At 57.2% G+C, this 16419-nt stretch carries 15 protein-coding genes; 6 read left to right on the forward strand and 9 right to left on the reverse strand.

Going from position 1 to position 16419, the window contains the following annotated elements; all coding sequences use genetic code 11:
* The gene (gene minE / locus ACH1XZ_RS07570) at positions 1-270 is read left to right on the forward strand and encodes a cell division topological specificity factor MinE (protein ID WP_035894584.1); all 270 of its coding nucleotides are present in this window, start codon (positions 1-3) and stop codon (positions 268-270) included.
* A 98-nt stretch (positions 271-368) separates the two neighbouring features.
* Here the strand turns inward: minE and ACH1XZ_RS07575 are convergent, their stop codons facing one another.
* The 3 genes from ACH1XZ_RS07575 to ACH1XZ_RS07585 form a co-directional block, all read right to left on the reverse strand.
* Entirely contained in the window at positions 369-2297 is a 1929-nt protein-coding gene (locus ACH1XZ_RS07575; protein ID WP_395595040.1) for a DNA topoisomerase III, read from the reverse strand.
* Positions 2298-2301: 4 nt separating this feature from the next.
* Positions 2302-3345, reverse strand: coding sequence for a selenide, water dikinase SelD (gene selD / locus ACH1XZ_RS07580; protein WP_395595041.1), 1044 nt, complete (start codon positions 3343-3345; stop codon positions 2302-2304).
* A gap of 130 nt (positions 3346-3475) precedes the next feature.
* A complete protein-coding gene (locus ACH1XZ_RS07585) occupies positions 3476-4027 on the reverse strand; it encodes an NAD(P)H nitroreductase (RefSeq protein WP_395595042.1) in 552 nt (183 codons plus the stop codon).
* Between the two features lie 159 nt (positions 4028-4186).
* Between ACH1XZ_RS07585 and sppA the strand changes: the two genes are divergently transcribed.
* The 4 genes from sppA to chiD all read left to right on the forward strand — a co-directional run bounded on the left by sppA (position 4187) and on the right by chiD (position 9240).
* Positions 4187-6043, forward strand: coding sequence for a signal peptide peptidase SppA (sppA, locus tag ACH1XZ_RS07590; RefSeq protein ID WP_395595043.1), 1857 nt, complete (start codon positions 4187-4189; stop codon positions 6041-6043).
* A gap of 56 nt (positions 6044-6099) precedes the next feature.
* Positions 6100-7116 (forward strand): asparaginase, encoded by a 1017-nt coding sequence (gene ansA, locus ACH1XZ_RS07595; RefSeq protein WP_395595044.1) that lies wholly within the window; start codon positions 6100-6102, stop codon positions 7114-7116.
* 10 nt (positions 7117-7126) lie between these two features.
* A complete protein-coding gene (gene pncA, locus ACH1XZ_RS07600; protein ID WP_395595045.1) occupies positions 7127-7768 on the forward strand; it encodes a bifunctional nicotinamidase/pyrazinamidase in 642 nt (213 codons plus the stop codon).
* A gap of 218 nt (positions 7769-7986) precedes the next feature.
* Positions 7987-9240, forward strand: coding sequence for a chitinase ChiD (gene chiD, locus ACH1XZ_RS07605; RefSeq protein WP_395595046.1), 1254 nt, complete (start codon positions 7987-7989; stop codon positions 9238-9240).
* A 112-nt stretch (positions 9241-9352) separates the two neighbouring features.
* Here chiD and ACH1XZ_RS07610 read toward each other — a convergent pair whose 3' ends face one another.
* From ACH1XZ_RS07610 to ACH1XZ_RS07625, 4 genes are all read right to left on the reverse strand, one after another.
* The gene (locus ACH1XZ_RS07610) at positions 9353-10750 is read right to left on the reverse strand and encodes an LLM class flavin-dependent oxidoreductase (protein WP_395595047.1); all 1398 of its coding nucleotides are present in this window, start codon (positions 10748-10750) and stop codon (positions 9353-9355) included.
* 56 nt (positions 10751-10806) lie between these two features.
* Positions 10807-12192 (reverse strand): FAD/NAD(P)-binding protein, encoded by a 1386-nt coding sequence (locus tag ACH1XZ_RS07615; RefSeq protein WP_395595048.1) that lies wholly within the window; start codon positions 12190-12192, stop codon positions 10807-10809.
* Positions 12193-12205: 13 nt separating this feature from the next.
* Positions 12206-13378 carry an FMNH2-dependent alkanesulfonate monooxygenase gene (gene ssuD / locus ACH1XZ_RS07620; protein ID WP_395595049.1) on the reverse strand — a complete coding sequence of 391 codons (1173 nt, stop codon included), beginning with the start codon at positions 13376-13378 and terminating at the stop codon, positions 12206-12208.
* A 67-nt stretch (positions 13379-13445) separates the two neighbouring features.
* Positions 13446-13613 (reverse strand): hypothetical protein, encoded by a 168-nt coding sequence (locus tag ACH1XZ_RS07625; RefSeq protein ID WP_395595050.1) that lies wholly within the window; start codon positions 13611-13613, stop codon positions 13446-13448.
* Between the two features lie 38 nt (positions 13614-13651).
* Between ACH1XZ_RS07625 and ACH1XZ_RS07630 the strand changes: the two genes are divergently transcribed.
* Positions 13652-15580 (forward strand): aliphatic sulfonate ABC transporter substrate-binding protein, encoded by a 1929-nt coding sequence (locus tag ACH1XZ_RS07630; RefSeq protein ID WP_395595051.1) that lies wholly within the window; start codon positions 13652-13654, stop codon positions 15578-15580.
* Here the strand turns inward: ACH1XZ_RS07630 and ACH1XZ_RS07635 are convergent.
* Both ACH1XZ_RS07635 and msrB read right to left on the reverse strand, forming a co-directional pair.
* Positions 15577-15855: a YeaC family protein gene (locus ACH1XZ_RS07635; protein ID WP_368893893.1), complete on the reverse strand. Its 279-nt coding sequence runs from the start codon at positions 15853-15855 to the stop codon at positions 15577-15579. The two genes, ACH1XZ_RS07630 and ACH1XZ_RS07635, sit on opposite strands and share 4 nt — an antisense overlap.
* A 43-nt stretch (positions 15856-15898) precedes the next feature.
* Complete coding sequence (gene msrB, locus ACH1XZ_RS07640) at positions 15899-16312, reverse strand: peptide-methionine (R)-S-oxide reductase MsrB (RefSeq protein WP_035894600.1); 414 nt, start codon at positions 16310-16312, stop codon at positions 15899-15901.
* Positions 16313-16419: the final 107 nt, after the last annotated feature.

A 16419-nucleotide genomic window follows, 5' to 3' on the forward strand; every position in this document is an offset into this window, starting at 1 on the left:
ATGGCATTACTCGACTTTTTTCTCTCACGGAAAAAGAATACCGCCAACATTGCTAAAGAACGCCTGCAAATCATTGTCGCGGAACGCCGCCGCAGTGACGCAGAACCGCACTATCTGCCGCAGTTAAGGAAGGATATTCTGGAAGTGATTTGCAGGTACGTGCAGATTGACCCAGAAATGGTCACGGTGCAGTTAGAGCAAAAAGACGGGGATATTTCGATTCTGGAACTCAACGTCACGCTACCGGAAGCAGAAGAGTCAAAATCCTGACTTTCGGTGGTGTAAAAAAAAGCGCTAGTGATAGCGCTTTTTTTGTGTCCGGCGTTTGGTGCTTCCCGGCGTCGCTTCGCTCGGCCGGGCTACGTATCTTATTCAGGGCTCGCCGCTGGCTTCTTGCTCTTCCCTTTGCTTTTACTGAACGACTTCTTCGCGCCGCCCGGCGCAACCAAGCCGCGGAACTGCCTCACCGGCGTGCTGCGTGCCTGATCGATAAGCTGGAACAACGTCCCCACCAACGGCTGCATAAAGTCCTGATAGCGGCACTGTTTCTCGCTGATTTGCGTCAGCGTCGACTCCCAGTGCGCCGTCATGTCCGGGCGCGTCGCCATCTCCGGCAGCGAGTGGAACAGCGCTTTCCCGGCGTCAGTCGAGTGAATATAACGCCCTTTCTTGGTCAGGAAGCCGCGCTTAAACAGCAGCTCGATAATCCCTGCACGCGTCGCTTCGGTGCCTAAACCGTCGGTAGCGCGCAGGATCTTTTTCAGATCTTTATCTTGTACGAAACGGGCAATCCCGGTCATCGCCGACAGCAGCGTGGCGTCGGTGAAATGGCGCGGCGGCTGAGTTTGTCGCTCCACTACTTCGCCGTTTTCGCACAGCAGTTCATCCGCTTTAGCCACCACCGGCAGCGGCGTGCCGTCGTTCTCTTCATCGCGCTCTTTGGCCCCCAGCAGCGTCCGCCAGCCGGCTTCCGCCAGGAAGCGCGCCTTTGCTACGAACTTACCGTTAGCAATATCGAGGTCAATCTGACATTTGCGGTACACCGCATCCGGGCAAAATTGCATCAGATACTGACGGGCGACGAGGTTATAAACCTTCGCTTCGTTCTCGCTGAGATTGACCTTGCTCGCACGCGCGGTAGGAATAATCGCGTGGTGAGCATCAACCTTTTTGTCGTCCCAGCAGCGATTGCGGGTATCGGTGTTCACCACCGGCTGCGGCAGCAGGTCCGGCGCGTGTACGCCAATGGCGTTAATCACCGAGTGTCGTCCAGCAAAATGCTCTTCCGGCAGATAGCGGCTATCGGAACGCGGATAGGTGATGAGCTTATGGGTTTCGTACAGCTTCTGGCAGATATCCAGCACGTTCTGCGCGCTCAGGCCAAAGCGTTTGGCCGCTTCAATCTGCAATGCCGACAGTGAAAACGGCAGCGGAGCCGGTTCAGAATCGCGCTTATCGTTGTAGGCGGTGACCAGCGCAGGCTGGCCGCTAATGCGCGTCACCACGTGCTCAGCCAGCGCGCGGTTCAGCAAACGACCCTCTTCATCCTGATGCGGCTCGCAGGCCTCGCTCGGCTGCCAGATGGCCGTAAAGCGTTCATCTTTCGGCGTGACAATATGCGCTTTGACTTCGAAGAAATCCTTCGAGACAAAATGCTCAATCTCTTCATCGCGACGCACCACCAGCCCCAGCACCGGGGTCTGCACTCGCCCCACGGAGAGCACGCCCTGATAACCCGCATTACGCCCAAGAATGGTGTAAGCACGGGTCATATTGATGCCGTACAGCCAGTCGGCGCGGGCGCGGGCCAGCGCCGACACGCACAGTGGGATAAACTCGCTGTTGGCGCGCAGACGCGAAATCGCCCGCTCCACCGCCTGTGGGTTAAGATCGTTGATTAAGCAGCGCTGCACCTGGTGGCGCTTTTCCGCCGACAACTGCAAATAGTCCAGCACCTCATCCACCAGCAGCTGCCCCTCTCTATCGGGGTCACCCGCGTGGATGACTTCGCTGGCTTCATGCAGAAAGCGCTTAATCACGTTGAGCTGTTTAGTCACCGATGGCCGGGGCTGAAGCTGCCATTTTTCCGGCACAATCGGTAAATCCTGCAGATTCCAGCGCGCATAGCGGCTGTCGTAAACATCCGGCTGAGCCTGTTCCAGAAGGTGGCCGATACACCAGGTCACAACCTGACCGTTGCCGCACTCGATAAAGCCGTCGCCCTTTCGATGGGGCTTCGGCAATACGTCAGCGATGGCACGGGCCAGACTCGGTTTTTCCGCTATGAACAGCCGCATGGGTTCAGCGCAGCTCGATCATCGGACGGCCACCGCGCGCGGTCACCAGTTCGCCGATGGCGGTCAGTTTGATACCAAATTCTGCGGCAGCCGCCTGCACCGCGTCTTCTGCGTCTGGCGTCACCGCCAGCAGCAGCCCACCGGAGGTTTGCGGGTCGCAGAGCAGCGCGCGCTGAGAGGCGGTCATGGTGCCCATCAGGTGACCGTAGCTGGCAAAGTTACGCTCGGTCCCGCCCGGCACGGCGCCAAGCTCGATGTATTCTTCTACGCCCGGCAGCTTAGGCACCGCCTCGAAATCAATCTGTGCCTGTACGCCCGCGCCCTGGCACATTTCGCTCAGGTGGCCGAGCAGGCCAAAACCGGTTACGTCGGTCATCGCTTTGACGCCTTCGATGTTGGCAAACGCGGAGCCGACCAGGTTCATCTGGCACATCACTTCCGTCGCCAGCCCTTGATGTTCTGGCTTCAGCAGCGATTTTTTCTCGGCGGTGGTCAGCACGCCAATCCCCAGCGGTTTAGTCAGGAACAGCTTGCAGCCCGCCTGCGCGGTGCTGTTCTTCTTCACGCGTTCGGTCGGGACGATCCCGGTGACCGCGAGGCCGAAAATAGGTTCCGGCGCGTCAATGGAGTGACCACCGGCCAGCGCAATACCGGCCTGTTTACAGGCAAAGCGCCCGCCTTCGGTTACTTCACGGGCAATTTCCGGTGCCAATTTGTTAATAGGCCAGCCGAGGATCGCAATCGCCATAATCGGCTTACCGCCCATGGCGAAGATATCGCTGATGGCGTTGGTCGCCGCAATGCGGCCAAAGTCGAACGGGTTATCGACAATCGGCATAAAGAAATCGGTGGTGCTGATGACCGAGGTACCGTTACCCAGGTCATAAACGGCGGCATCGTCGCGAGTTTCGTTACCGACAAGCAGGTTCGGGTCGATAAACTTCGTCTGCTCGCTGTGCAGGATGGTTTCCAGCACCTTCGGTGAAATTTTACAACCGCAACCCGCTCCGTGGCTGTACTGCGTTAAACGAATGGCCTGCTCGCTCATGGACAACTCCTGTCATTGCTCTGGCATTTGCATAGGGGATGTATGTTAACGCCAGAACAGAGCCGTGATAAGTACGACTGTCTGAATTCGGGGGCAGTTGCCTATAATCCAGACAATCGTCGCGGTTTTTTTAGAGATAACGGACGAACGGCGCCGTATCCGGGAAGGTAATGGTGGTGGAGGCTTTGAGCTGTGGAGTGCCCAGATAGAGGAAGCCGACAATTTTGTCCTGCTCGCCGCACTGGAACCCTTCACGCACGACCGGGCTTTCGGTCAGCGCACCGCTGCGCCAGATACCGTTGAATCCCTGAGCGACGGCCGCCATCTGCATCGCCATCACCGCGCAGCCTGCGGACATCTCTTGCTCCCATTGAGGAACTTTCGGGTGTTCCTGGCATTTTGCAATCACGGTGATAATCATCGGCGCGCGGAATGGCGCATTACGCGCTTTCTCAACGGCCTTCTCATCGCTTTGCGCCGCCACCGCGCCCTGCTCCAGCAGTTGGCTAAAACGCTCGCGGCCTTCGCCTTCAATAATTACAAACTGCCACGGCTGCAGCGTGCCGTGATCCGGTGCGCGCATACCGGCACGGAGGATATTTTCCAGCGCTTCCCCGGTAGGTGCGGGCTCTGCCAGGCGGGATGCGCTACGGCGATTAACGAGTAATTCAAGTGCGTCCATTGAGTAACCCTCTCATGTTATTTTTCATAAAATTAACATGCGCGAGGATTTTGTTACAGCGCCACAGGCGATTCCTGCTGACAAGCGGCGACGGTCTATTTAGGATAGCCACACGTTTCACCGTTTCGGTGAACCTTTTATTTCTTGCAGGGAGAATACATGCGAACCCTATGGCGCTTTATTGCCGGATTCTTTAAATGGACGTGGCGGCTGCTCAACTTCGTACGTGAGCTGGTGCTGAACCTGTTCTTTATTCTGCTGGTGCTGGTGGGCGTCGGCATCTGGATGCAGGTGAGTAGCAGTAGCACAAGCGAGAGCAGCAGCCGTGGTGCACTACTGATGGATATCAGCGGCGTGGTGGTGGATAAACCTTCCGCCAGCAGCAAGCTCAGCGTGATTGGTCGCCAGGTTTTCGGCGCCAGCTCTGACCGCCTGCAGGAAAACTCGCTGTTCGATATCGTGCAGACCATTCGCCAGGCCAAAGATGACCGTAATATCACCGGCATCGTGCTGGATCTGAAAAACTTTGCCGGTGGCGATCAGCCGTCGATGCAATATATCGGCAAGGCGCTGCGCGAGTTCCGCGACAGCGGTAAGCCGGTCTACGCCGTCGGCGATAGCTACAGCCAGGGGCAATACTACCTCGCGAGCTTCGCCAACAAGATCTGGCTATCGCCGCAGGGCGTGGTGGATCTTCATGGCTTCGCAACCAACGGTCTGTACTACAAGTCGCTGCTGGATAAGCTCAAGGTCTCGACCCACGTGTTCCGCGTCGGCACCTATAAATCCGCCGTTGAGCCGTTTATCCGTGACGATATGTCCCCTGCCGCCCGTGATGCGGACAGCCGCTGGATTGGCGAGCTGTGGCAGAACTATCTGAACACCATCGCCGCTAACCGCCAGATTACCGCACAGCAAGTCTTCCCTGGCGCACAGGGTCTGCTCGACGGTCTGCGTAAAGTCGATGGCGACACGGCAAAATATGCGCTCGATAACAAGCTGGTCGACGCGTTGGGCTCAAGCGCTGAGATCGAAAAAGCGATGACCAAAGCGTTTGGCTGGAGCAAAGCCGATAACAACTATCGCGCGGTCAGCATGTATGACTACGCGGTGAAAACACCGGCGGATACCGGCGCCAGCATTGCGGTCATCTTCGCGAACGGCGCTATCATGGACGGTGAAGAAACCCCAGGTAACGTCGGCGGTGATACCACAGCATCGCAGATTCGCGATGCGCGTCTGGACCCGAAAGTAAAAGCCATCGTCCTGCGCGTGAATAGCCCAGGCGGTAGCGTCAGCGCCTCTGAAGTGATCCGCGAAGAGCTGGCAGCCGCTAAAGCGGCAGGCAAACCCGTGGTGGTTTCAATGGGCGGTATGGCGGCATCCGGTGGTTACTGGATCTCTACGCCAGCAAATTACATCGTTGCCAGCCCAACCACGCTGACCGGGTCGATTGGTATCTTCGGGGTCATCAACACCGTTGAAAACACGCTGGATTCTATCGGCGTCCACACCGATGGCGTGGCAACTTCGCCGCTGGCTGATATGGCGGTAACGAAAGCCCTGCCGCCGGAAGTGCAGCAGATGATGCAGCTTAGCATTGAGAACGGCTACAAGCGTTTTATCACGTTGGTGGCGCAAGCGCGTAACAGCACGCCGGAGGCCATTGATAAGATTGCACAGGGCCACGTCTGGACCGGTGAAGATGCGAAAGCCAACGGCCTGGTCGATAGTCTGGGTGACTTCGACGATGCGGTAGCAAAAGCCGCTGAGCTTGCGAAAGTGAAAACCTGGCATATCGACTACTACCAGAGCGAGCCAACCTTCTTCGATATGATCATGGACAGCGTCTCCGGTTCGGTGCACGCCGCACTGCCGCAGGCCATTCAGGCTTATCTGCCAGCACCGCTTGCCTCTGCTGCAAATGCGGTGAAAGCCGATAGCGACAAACTGGCGGTGTTTAACGATCCGCAAAATCGCTATGCATTTTGCCTGACCTGCGCCAATATTCGCTAATCACAATCCCCTCCGCATGGAGGGGATTTTCTTTCGATTAATCATTAGACGACCCCATGCAAAAAAAATCCATTTACGTCGCCTACACCGGCGGGACCATCGGGATGCAGCGCTCCGATCACGGCTACATTCCGGTTTCCGGTCACCTGCAGCGCCAGCTAGCGCTGATGCCAGAGTTCCATCGCCCCGAGATGCCGGACTTTACCATCCACGAATACGATCCGCTGATGGACTCTTCCGACATGACGCCGGAAGACTGGCAGCACATTGCCGACGATATTAAAACGCACTACGACAAGTATGACGGCTTTGTTATCCTGCACGGTACCGACACCATGGCATTCACCGCCTCGGCGCTGTCGTTTATGCTGGAGAACCTCGGCAAGCCGGTTATCGTTACCGGCTCGCAGATCCCGCTCGCTGAACTGCGCTCCGACGGGCAGATTAATCTGCTGAACTCGCTGTACGTCGCCGCGAATTTCCCGATTAATGAAGTAACGCTGTTCTTCAATAATCGCCTCTATCGCGGCAACCGCACCACCAAAGCGCATGCCGACGGTTTTGATGCCTTCGCTTCACCTAACCTGCAGCCGCTGCTGGAAGCGGGGATTCACATCCGCAAATTAGGTACTCCACCTGCGCCGCACGGTGAAGGCGAGCTGATTGTGCACCCGATTACGCCACAGCCGATAGGCGTAGTGACCATTTATCCGGGTATCTCCGCCGATGTGGTACGTAACTTCCTGCTTCAGCCGGTAAAAGCGCTTATCTTGCGTTCCTACGGTGTGGGCAACGCCCCGCAAAACGGCGTTTTCGTCAATGAACTGGCGGAAGCCAGCAAGCGCGGCATTGTGGTGGTCAACCTCACTCAATGTATGTCCGGCAAGGTTAATATGGGCGGCTACGCCACCGGTAACGCGCTGGCGCAGGCGGGCGTGATTAGCGGTTCTGACATGACGGTGGAAGCCACGCTGACCAAATTACATTATCTGCTAAGCCAGGGGCTGGATGCCGACGCCATTCGCCGCGCCATGCAGCAAAACCTGCGCGGTGAACTGACCCCGGACGAGTAAGGAGAGCGAGATGACGCAACGCGCACTGTTATTAGTGGATTTACAGAACGATTTCTGTGCCGGTGGGGCGCTGGCCGTCGCCGACGGTGACAGCACTATCGACGTCGCAAACGTGCTGATTCGCGCCGCTAAAATTCGCGGCGATGCTGTTGTAGCAAGCCAGGATTGGCACCCGGCTAACCACGGCAGTTTTGCCAGCCAGCACGGGGTTGACGCCTACAGCCAGGGCACGCTCGACGGCCTTGCGCAAACCTTCTGGCCGGATCACTGCGTGCAGCACAGCGACGGTGCGGCGCTGCATCCTCTGCTTGCAGCCCAGAATATTGATGCCGTGTTCCACAAAGGTGAAAGCGTTAATATCGACAGCTACAGCGCCTTTTTCGACAACGGTCATCGGCAGAAAACCGGTCTGGACGCGTGGCTGCGCGAGCGCAGTATCAACGAGCTTGTGGTGTTAGGGCTTGCGACCGATTACTGCGTAAAGTTCACCGTGCTGGATGCCTTGCAACTGGGCTATGCGGTTAACGTTATCACCGATGGTTGTCGTGGGGTGAATATTCAGCCGCAGGACAGCGCCAACGCCTTTATGGAGATGACCGTCGAGGGGGCCACGCTGTATACGCTGGATGACTGGCTGGAAATTCAAGGTTAACACGTAGGCCGGATAAGCGAAGCGCCATCCAGCAGACACCTAGCACATTGCCGGATGGCGCTTCGCTTATCCGGCCTACCATTTCAACTTCGCCTTTCTTCCCCTCGTGAACCATCTCTCAGATTTAACTTAATAGCAGTGATATGTTCGAACGGTTGTTTTTTCGCCACGCCATTTCCGTGGCGTGTTTGCTTTTTTAATGTCAAAGAGGACCGTTTATGAAACTTTTGCCTTTGCTGGCAGCATTACCCCTGCTCTGCGCCTCGGTTGTTTCCGCAAATTCCTTGATGTCCGTCGGCTACTTTAACGGTGGCGGTGACGTGACGGCCGGGCCCGGCGGCGATATCAATAAGCTCGATGTGCGTCAGATTACCCACCTGAACTACTCGTTTGGCCTTATCTACAACGACGAGAAAGACGAAACCAACGACGCGTTAAAAGACCCGACCAAACTGCACCAAATCTGGCTCTCGCCGAAAGTCCAGGCTGACTTAGAAAAAATCCCCGTACTGCGTAAACAGAACCCTGACCTGAAAGTCCTGCTCTCCGTCGGCGGCTGGGGTGCTCGCGGCTTCTCCGGCGCGGCGGCAACGCCGGAATCCCGTGCAGTGTTTGTCCGCTCGGTGCAGGATGTGGTGGCAAAATATGGCTTAGACGGCATTGACCTTGACTGGGAATACCCGGTTAACGGCGCGTGGGGGCTGGTGGCAAGCCAACCGGCGGATCGCGATAACTTCACCACCCTGCTTAAAGATCTACGTGCTGCGTTTGGTCATAAAAAGCTGGTGACGATTGCCGTTGGCGCGAATGCGGAAAGCCCGAAAAGCTGGGTCGACGTAAAAGCCATTGCACCGCTGCTCGATTACATCAACCTGATGACCTACGACATGGCGTACGGCACCCAGTATTTCAACTCAAACCTGTATGATTCGACCCAGTGGCCGACGGTTGCCGCGGCGGATAAATATAGCGCTGATTTCGTGGTAAATAACTATCTGGCGGCCGGACTGAAGCCGAGCCAGATGAATCTGGGTATTGGTTTCTATGGCCGGGTGCCAAAACGCACCGTTGAGCCGGGTATCGACTGGAGCAAGCCGGACGCGCAGAAAAACCCGGTGACCCAGCCCTACTTTAGCGCGCACGAGGTGGCGTTGTTTAAATCGCTTGGTTTCGATTTGAGCAAAGATACCTACGTGAAATACAACGACATTGTGAGCAAGCTGCTGAACGATCCGCAGAAGCGCTTTACCGAGCACTGGGATGACCAGGCGAAGGTGCCGTGGCTGTCGGTGCAGTCAACGGATGGGAAACCGCTGTTTGCGCTCTCCTATGAAAATCCACGTTCGGTGAGCATCAAAGCCGAGTACATCAAGAGCAAAGGGCTGGCAGGCGCGATGTTCTGGGAGTATGGCGCGGATGACAACAACCAGTTGGCAAAACAGTTGGCTGAGTCGCTCGGGATAAAACACTAGGCCACCTGGGTGACCTGGTGTCGATACGAGATACCGAGCCATCCCGGCGGCGCTTCGCTTGGCCGGGCTACAAGCTTCGCGTAGCCCGGACGAGGCGGCACGCCGTTTCCGGTTAGGCCGGCGTTAAAATCCCGCTTTGTTCATGAATACGGTAACCTGCTCCCGGATGCGGCGTCTGCAACCGGGGGCTGCCGCCGAACAGCTTTTCGCGCAGCGTGCCCTGGCTGTACTCTTGCTTATACACCCCGCGTTTTTGCAGTTCAGGGATCAGCAATTCGACCACATCGGTGAACGTTTCGTGCGTGACCGCGTAGGCCAGGTTAAAGCCGTCCACATCCGTCTCTTCCACCCACGATTGCAGCTCATCCGCGACCGTTTGTGCGCTGCCCACCATCAACGGGCCAAAGCCGCCAATGCCGACCCAATCCGCCATCGCTTTTACCGACCACTGCCGCTCCGGGTCAGCGGTTGAGAAGGTATCCACCACCGATTGAATGGCGTTGGTTTTTGAATAGGTGAACACTTCATCCGGTTGATACTGACCGAAGTCTATCCCCGTCCAGCCAGAAATCAGTGCCAGCGCGCCTTCGTAGCTGGTCCAGTTTTTATACTCTTGCCACTTCGCCTGTGCGGCTTTGTCGGTTTCGCCAACGATAACCGTCTGCATGTTGAAGATCAGAATGCTGCGCGGATCGCGTCCCGCTTCTTCGGCGCGACGGCGGATATCCGCAACCGTCTTTTTCAACGCGCTTTTTGACGGCGATGCGACAAACACGCATTCGGCGTGGCTTGCCGCAAATTGCTTACCACGGCTGGATGCCCCCGCCTGGTAGAGCACCGGCGTGCGCTGCGGCGACGGTTCACACAGATGATAACCCGGCACATCAAAAAACTTGCCGTGGTGGTTAATGGCGTGAATTTTACTCGGGTCACTGAAAATTCTACGTTCACGATCGCGCAGAATCGCCCCCTCTTCCCAACTGCCTTCCAGCAGTTTATAGATAACCTCCAGGTACTCATCGGCGTAGTCGTAACGCGCGTCATGCGCCGTCTGCGCCTGCTGGCCGATATTGCGCGCCCCGCTTTCCAGATAGGAGGTCACAATGTTCCAGCCCACGCGCCCTTTGGTCAGGTGGTCCAGCGTCGACAGACGACGGGCAAAGGGATAAGGATGTTCAAACGATAGCGATGCGGTAAGACCAAAACCCAGATGCTCCGTCACCAGGGCCATTGGCGTGACCAGCGCCAGCGGGTCGTTAACCGGCACCTGAGCCGCCTGGCGAATGGCCGCATCACCGTTACCGTTGTACACGTCATAAACGCCCAGCACATCGGCAATAAACAGGCCGTCAAACTTGCCGCGCTCAAGCAGGCGCGCCAGATCGACCCAGTAATCCAGGTCTTTATACTGCCAGGAACGATCGCGCGGATGGGCCCACAGCCCCGGTGATTGGTGGCCGACGCAGTTCATATCGAAAGCGTTGAGACGAATTTCACGTTGTGATGACATAGCATTCTCCCACGACGCCCGGCTAAAGCCCGGCGTCAAAAATAGTGTTGGTGTGTTTACGATAAAACGCGCTGACGACAGTCCAGTTTTTCCAGCACGGCGTGTGCGACCTGCTGCGCGTGATCGGCAACCTGCGGCAGTCCCATCAGTTCGCCAAAACGTCCGCGCGCGGCGGGGCCCGCAACCCAAATCGGTAATGTGCTGCCGACAGGCTGCGACTGCGCGTTAACGTCAATGCCCATCCCCAGTGAATCGGCGCGGATAATTCCGGCCTGCTGGAGCGCGCTTAAAAACGGTTGGCCGCTAATCAGATTGCTGTGTGCAGGGCCAGTGGTGAGGACCAGATAGTCCACCGTTTCCACCTGTGGTTCGCCACCGCGCGCAAGTAGCGCAAGATGTAGCGTGTCGCCATGAAGGCGGGTGTTCTTCAGCCGTGCGGCCAGCACGCGCAATGTGCCCGCACGCTGCCGGGATTCAATCGCTTGCGCCACCTGTGGAGCAATACGGTAACGATGCACGTCCCAGAAACGCCGCAGATGGCGCTGGAACTGACGCTTTTCCTTGTCACTCATCTGCTGCCAGATAACCTGTCCCTGGCTGCGCACCGCATCCAGCACCACCTGCCACGGCAACCCTGCATCAGCGGCGCGGCGAATATCCTGGCGTATCTGCTTCAGACGCTGGCGCAACGGCCCTGCCAGAACATCGATCGTCCATTTCGGCAAATTGATTGGCGCATTGGGACGTGACAGCAGCCCGTGGCGTGAGAAAGCGATAATGTCCCCCTGATGCCCCTGGCGATGAAGTGAAGCCACCACGTCGCCCATGCTGAGCGCCGTCCCCATAACCGCGACCTTTGCCGTAGAGGGGATGGTCGCTAATGCATCGGACTGCCACGGGTTCGCTATCACCCGCGGGTGGTGCGCCAGTTCACCTACCCCACTAGGTAGCTGCGGCGGCGGGTGGCTAATGGCCAGTACCAGACTATCGGCCTGGAGCCGCTCACCTTTTTCTGTCACCACCTGCCCGTTGCACCAATCAACCGCCCGGTCCTGAAGATGTCTCACCCGCCCGCGCTGTGCGCTGACTTCACTTGCCAGCGCGGCCTGAAGATAGCGGCTAAATGCCCCACGCTGCGGGTAGATGCTGCCATCGGCAAGCTGCGCCTGCGGGTCCTGCGGAAAATCACCATGACGCCGATACCAGCGGTCAAACGTGCCATCATCATCTCCCGCAAGCTGCATGCGCGCGGCGGGAACGTTAATCCGATGCGCCGGGTCACTGGCTGAATAGGCGACTCCCTGCCCCAGCGCGTTGCGTGGTTCAATAATGCTGATGTTTACCGGTCGCGCCGCCTCGCGCAGCAAATGGATGGCGACTGCCGTACCGCTAAACCCGCCCCCGACGATCACCACATGGGGCTCGCTCATCCGTGGTTGCATGACACCGCCTCCTTCAGCTCGCGCTGACCTGTTTGACGGGGCGCGCCGCGCCGCCGATGGTTTCACCGAAGGGCCCGGTGTTAAGCTGCCCTTTCGCCGAACGTGGCTGAGTGCTGGTTGGCAGCAGCGGCATCACCAGTTCGGCAAAGCGGTGCGCCTCTTCCAGATGCGGGTAGCCAGAGAAGATAAAGTTGGTTATCCCCAGCGCCTGATATTCCCTGATGCGTTCGGCCACCTGTTGAGGGCTGCCCACCAGCGCGGTACCGGCACCTCCGCGCACCAACCCAACGCCCGCCCAAAGGTTCGGCGCAATACGCAGGTTGTCGCGGTTACCGTTATGCAGCGCGCTCATCCGCGCCTGGCCGGTTGAATCCATGCGAGAAAAAATCTGCTGCGCCTGCGCGATAGTGTCGTCATCAAGATGGGCGATAAGCTTATCGGCGGCGGCCCAGGCCTCGTCTTCCGTTTCGCGCACAATCACATGCAGACGGATACCGTACTCCAGCGTGCGCCCTTTCTCTTCCGCCCGCGCTTTAACCACCGCCAGTTTCTCCGCCACCTGCGCTGGCGGCTCGCCCCAGGTCAGGTAGGCATCGATATGGTCGGCGGCAACATCAATGGCCTGCTCCGACGATCCGCCAAAGTAGAGCGGCGGCCCGTTGCGCTGTACCGTCGGAAACAGCACTTCTGCGCCTTCCACCTGAATATGCTGGCCGTGATAGTCCACTTTTTCGCCCGCCAGCAGCCGACGATAAACCTCAAGAAACTCATGCGTGACTTCATAGCGTTCGCTATGGCTTAAGAAAATGCCATCCCCTTTATTTTCAACCGGGTCGCCGCCGGTCACGACATTTATCAGCAGGCGGCCTTCAGAAAGTCGGTCAAGGGTGGCGGCCATTCGTGCTGCCAGAGTCGGAGGCTGCAAACCGGGGCGTACCGCCACCAGGTAACGCAAATTTCGCGTTATCGGTGCCAGCGCGGCGGCAACAAGCCAGGAGTCTTCACAGCTTTTTCCGGTGGGGATCAATACCCCGTAGTAGCCAAGGCTGTCTGCCGCCAGCGCCACCTGTTGCAGGTAAGGCAGGTCTACCGGCCGCCCTCCTTCGGTGGTGCCCAGGTAGCGCCCATCACCGTGGGTGGGTAAGAACCAGAAGATATTGATGTTCTCTGCGGCTTGTACGGTCATTATCCATTTCCTTTATAACTATATTTGGTATTTATAGAAGTGGTTATTTGAGTCAGTTATAAAGGAGTTAGCGAAATACGTGCCAGTTTTTAAAAATATCAATCACTTTTAAAATCAATAAATTAAACAAAACCCCGGCGCCTACTCGCTGTTGCAAATGCAACAGCGAGTAGGCAAAAACTGCTGCAATGGCAACAGACTGCGCCTGTTCCCCTCTGGAAAATTTATCGCGCAAAAGATACCGTCCAGACAGGAATAAGCCGGAGACTCACGATGCGCAATGCAGAACTCACTTCATCAGGCCCGATACTGGTCGACCCCGCCTCACAGGCCTTTCAGAAAGTGCTGAACCGGCTTGCCCCGACGGATGCCACGGTGCTGATTATTGGCGAAACCGGCACGGGCAAAGAGGTGGTGGCACGCTACCTTCATCACCATAGCCCGCGCGCCCATGCGCCGTTTCTGGCGGTGAACTGCGGCGCGTTAACCGAATCGCTGGCGGAGTCCGAACTGTTTGGCCATGAGAAAGGCGCATTCAGCGGTGCGACGCACCGTCATGAAGGCTGGTTTGAAGCCGCGGAAGGCGGCACCCTGCTGCTCGATGAAATTGGTGAGCTGAGCCCGTCGCTGCAGGTCAAGCTACTGCGTGTGCTTCAGGAGCGAGAAATTACGCGCGTGGGGTCCCACAGGCCGGTTCGCATCAACGTGCGGGTGATTGCCGCGACGCATGTCGATCTTAAACGCGCCATTCAGGAGCGTCGATTCCGCGAAGATCTCTTTTATCGCCTGAATATCGCCGCCGTGAATCTCCCACCGCTGCGCCAGCGTAAACAGGACATCCCGGTGCTGGCCGCTCATTTTATCCAGCGCTATGCCCACAGGCTGGGTCGAGCAGAGCAGCAGATTGCTCCGGAAACGCTGGCATTGATGCTGGCGTATCCCTGGCCTGGCAATATCCGCGAGCTGGAAAATACGCTGCATAATGCGGTGTTGCTGAACCCCGACGTACTGCTCTTGCCGGAGCATCTGCGGCTCACCTCAGCCACTTCGCCACCGCTCCCTGCGCAGGATGAAAGCGACGAGCTGACCATCTTTATGCGCCGTCAGCTACAGACGCATAGCGGCGCGTTGTACGATCGTATGCTGCGCGCCATGATCCAGACGGCCATGAGCCAAAGTGATAACAACCAGAGCCAGGCCGCCTCGCTGCTCGGCATGAGCCGCCATGCGCTGCGCACCCAGTTGGCTCATCTGGGGGTCATTAAGCAACGTCGCAAACCGGGTGAGCCGCTGCCTGCGCCGCCACGCGAACGCGAACTGCGTATTGGCTACCAGCGTTTTGGTAATCTTGGGGTGCTGAAAGCGCGTCAGCTTCTGGAGCAGACCTTCGCCGATTCAGGGGTAAACGTGCTGTGGAGCGAATATCCCGCTGGCCCGCAGTTGCTGCAAGCGCTGAGTAACGATGAAATTGATTTTGGTACCACCGGCGAAGCGCCGCCCATCTTTGCTCAGGCGAAGGACAACGCGCTGCTTTACGTGGCCTGGGAGCCACCAGCGCCGCGTAGCGTGGCAATGGTGGTGCCGCATGACAGCGATATCCGCGCCATTGAACAACTCAAAGGCAAGCGTATTGCGCTGAATAAAGGGTCAAACGTGCACTGGCTGCTGGTACAGATTCTGGAAGAGGCCGGGCTGGGGCTGGGAGACGTCAAAGTGGTGTATGCCCCGCCTAAGTTTCCTTTAACCGCCAGCGACTATCTGGCAGCGGATGCATGGATGATGTGGGACCCGGTCCTCAGCGCGGCGGAGCGCAGCGGTACTCTGCGGGTGCTTGCCACCGGGGAAGGCCGGGTGAATAACCATCAGTTCTATATCACCCGCCGTCAGTATGCTCAGCATAACGAAGAGATTATCAGCGGGATCGTCGCGGCGCTGGTGAAAACCGGCAAGTTTATCGATAGACACCGCCATGAGGCAGCACAGCTTCTGGCAAGCGAACTGGGGTTGGATACGAGCGCGCTGGTCTGTGCGCTGGCGCGGCGCAGCCATCAAACGCGTGAAATGGATCTGCAGGCGATACGCGCGCAGCAAACTATCGCCGATCGTTTTTACGCACTGGGCCTGCTGAACAGGCCCGTAGCGGTCAGAGAGGCGCTGTGGTATGCCAACGCGCAGTGGGTTGAGCCCTGGGCGGCAGCTTAGTGCTGTTTAAACGTCGCAATTGGCTTCGGTGTGATACCGAAGTCTTCTTTTAACTGCTGCTTGCTCTTCATCACCATCTGCCCTTGCGTGTCGATAGTCATGTGCTGCGCATCATCGTTGTAGCGCGACTGCCACAGCATCACCAGTTGCAGACTGTTTTCTTTCTGTTCGGCCGTCAGAGCCACGCCGTCGGGCCATTTTCCTAACTCCACCGCGGTGACTAAACGCTGGTAAATTTCCGGCGTCATATTGTCGATCATTTGCTCAATACTCATCGTCAGCGCCCTCTCCTCAGGAATAATTTGCTGAATCGTTTCTTCAACCCTTAGTGGCGTCGCCGTTCTCATCATCCGTGAAGCTCAACGAAGCGGAGTTGACGCAAAAACGCTCACCGGTTGGCTGCGGACCGTCAGGGAACACATGCCCGAGGTGCGCATCGCAATTTCCACAACGGATTTCAGTGCGTTGCATGCCGTGGGAGTAATCATTGAGGTAACGGATAGCCGTGTCGCTCACCGGCTCATAAAAACTGGGCCAGCCGCAACCGGAATCATACTTACTTTGGGAGTGGAAAAGCGGCGCATCGCACACCAGACAATGGTAAATCCCATCACGCTTATTGTGCAGTAAACGCCCGGTAAACGGCGGTTCTGTGCCATGTTTCTGAGTCACGTAGAACTGCATTTCACTCAGGGTATTTTTCAGTTCTTCTGGGGTGTTTTTTTTCACCATTTTGCTCACATCTCATTATGAAAAATACATATGCCAGACGATTCTAACAAAACATTAACAATGAAGTGTGAACTTTTGTTCTAAACTTAATCGGCGTGAAAAGGCAC

The sequence above is a fragment of the Kluyvera chengduensis genome (assembly GCF_044197065.1).
GTDB lineage: Bacteria > Pseudomonadota > Gammaproteobacteria > Enterobacterales > Enterobacteriaceae > Kluyvera > Kluyvera ascorbata_C.

What these genes read in the sequence shown, in the direction of transcription:
- ACH1XZ_RS07575 (WP_395595040.1), bottom strand. Translation starts at nt 2,297, where the DNA reads ATGCGGCTGTTCATAGCGGAAAAACCGAGTCTGGCCCGTGCCATCGCT.
- msrB (WP_035894600.1), bottom strand. Translation starts at nt 16,312, where the DNA reads ATGGTGAAAAAAAACACCCCAGAAGAACTGAAAAATACCCTGAGTGAA.
- chiD (WP_395595046.1), top strand. Translation starts at nt 7,987, where the DNA reads ATGAAACTTTTGCCTTTGCTGGCAGCATTACCCCTGCTCTGCGCCTCG.
- minE (WP_035894584.1), top strand. Translation starts at nt 1, where the DNA reads ATGGCATTACTCGACTTTTTTCTCTCACGGAAAAAGAATACCGCCAAC.
- ACH1XZ_RS07610 (WP_395595047.1), bottom strand. Translation starts at nt 10,750, where the DNA reads ATGTCATCACAACGTGAAATTCGTCTCAACGCTTTCGATATGAACTGC.
- ACH1XZ_RS07585 (WP_395595042.1), bottom strand. Translation starts at nt 4,027, where the DNA reads ATGGACGCACTTGAATTACTCGTTAATCGCCGTAGCGCATCCCGCCTG.
- sppA (WP_395595043.1), top strand. Translation starts at nt 4,187, where the DNA reads ATGCGAACCCTATGGCGCTTTATTGCCGGATTCTTTAAATGGACGTGG.
- ssuD (WP_395595049.1), bottom strand. Translation starts at nt 13,378, where the DNA reads ATGACCGTACAAGCCGCAGAGAACATCAATATCTTCTGGTTCTTACCC.
- ACH1XZ_RS07635 (WP_368893893.1), bottom strand. Translation starts at nt 15,855, where the DNA reads ATGAGTATTGAGCAAATGATCGACAATATGACGCCGGAAATTTACCAG.
- ACH1XZ_RS07615 (WP_395595048.1), bottom strand. Translation starts at nt 12,192, where the DNA reads ATGCAACCACGGATGAGCGAGCCCCATGTGGTGATCGTCGGGGGCGGG.
- pncA (WP_395595045.1), top strand. Translation starts at nt 7,127, where the DNA reads ATGACGCAACGCGCACTGTTATTAGTGGATTTACAGAACGATTTCTGT.
- ACH1XZ_RS07630 (WP_395595051.1), top strand. Translation starts at nt 13,652, where the DNA reads ATGCGCAATGCAGAACTCACTTCATCAGGCCCGATACTGGTCGACCCC.
- selD (WP_395595041.1), bottom strand. Translation starts at nt 3,345, where the DNA reads ATGAGCGAGCAGGCCATTCGTTTAACGCAGTACAGCCACGGAGCGGGT.
- ansA (WP_395595044.1), top strand. Translation starts at nt 6,100, where the DNA reads ATGCAAAAAAAATCCATTTACGTCGCCTACACCGGCGGGACCATCGGG.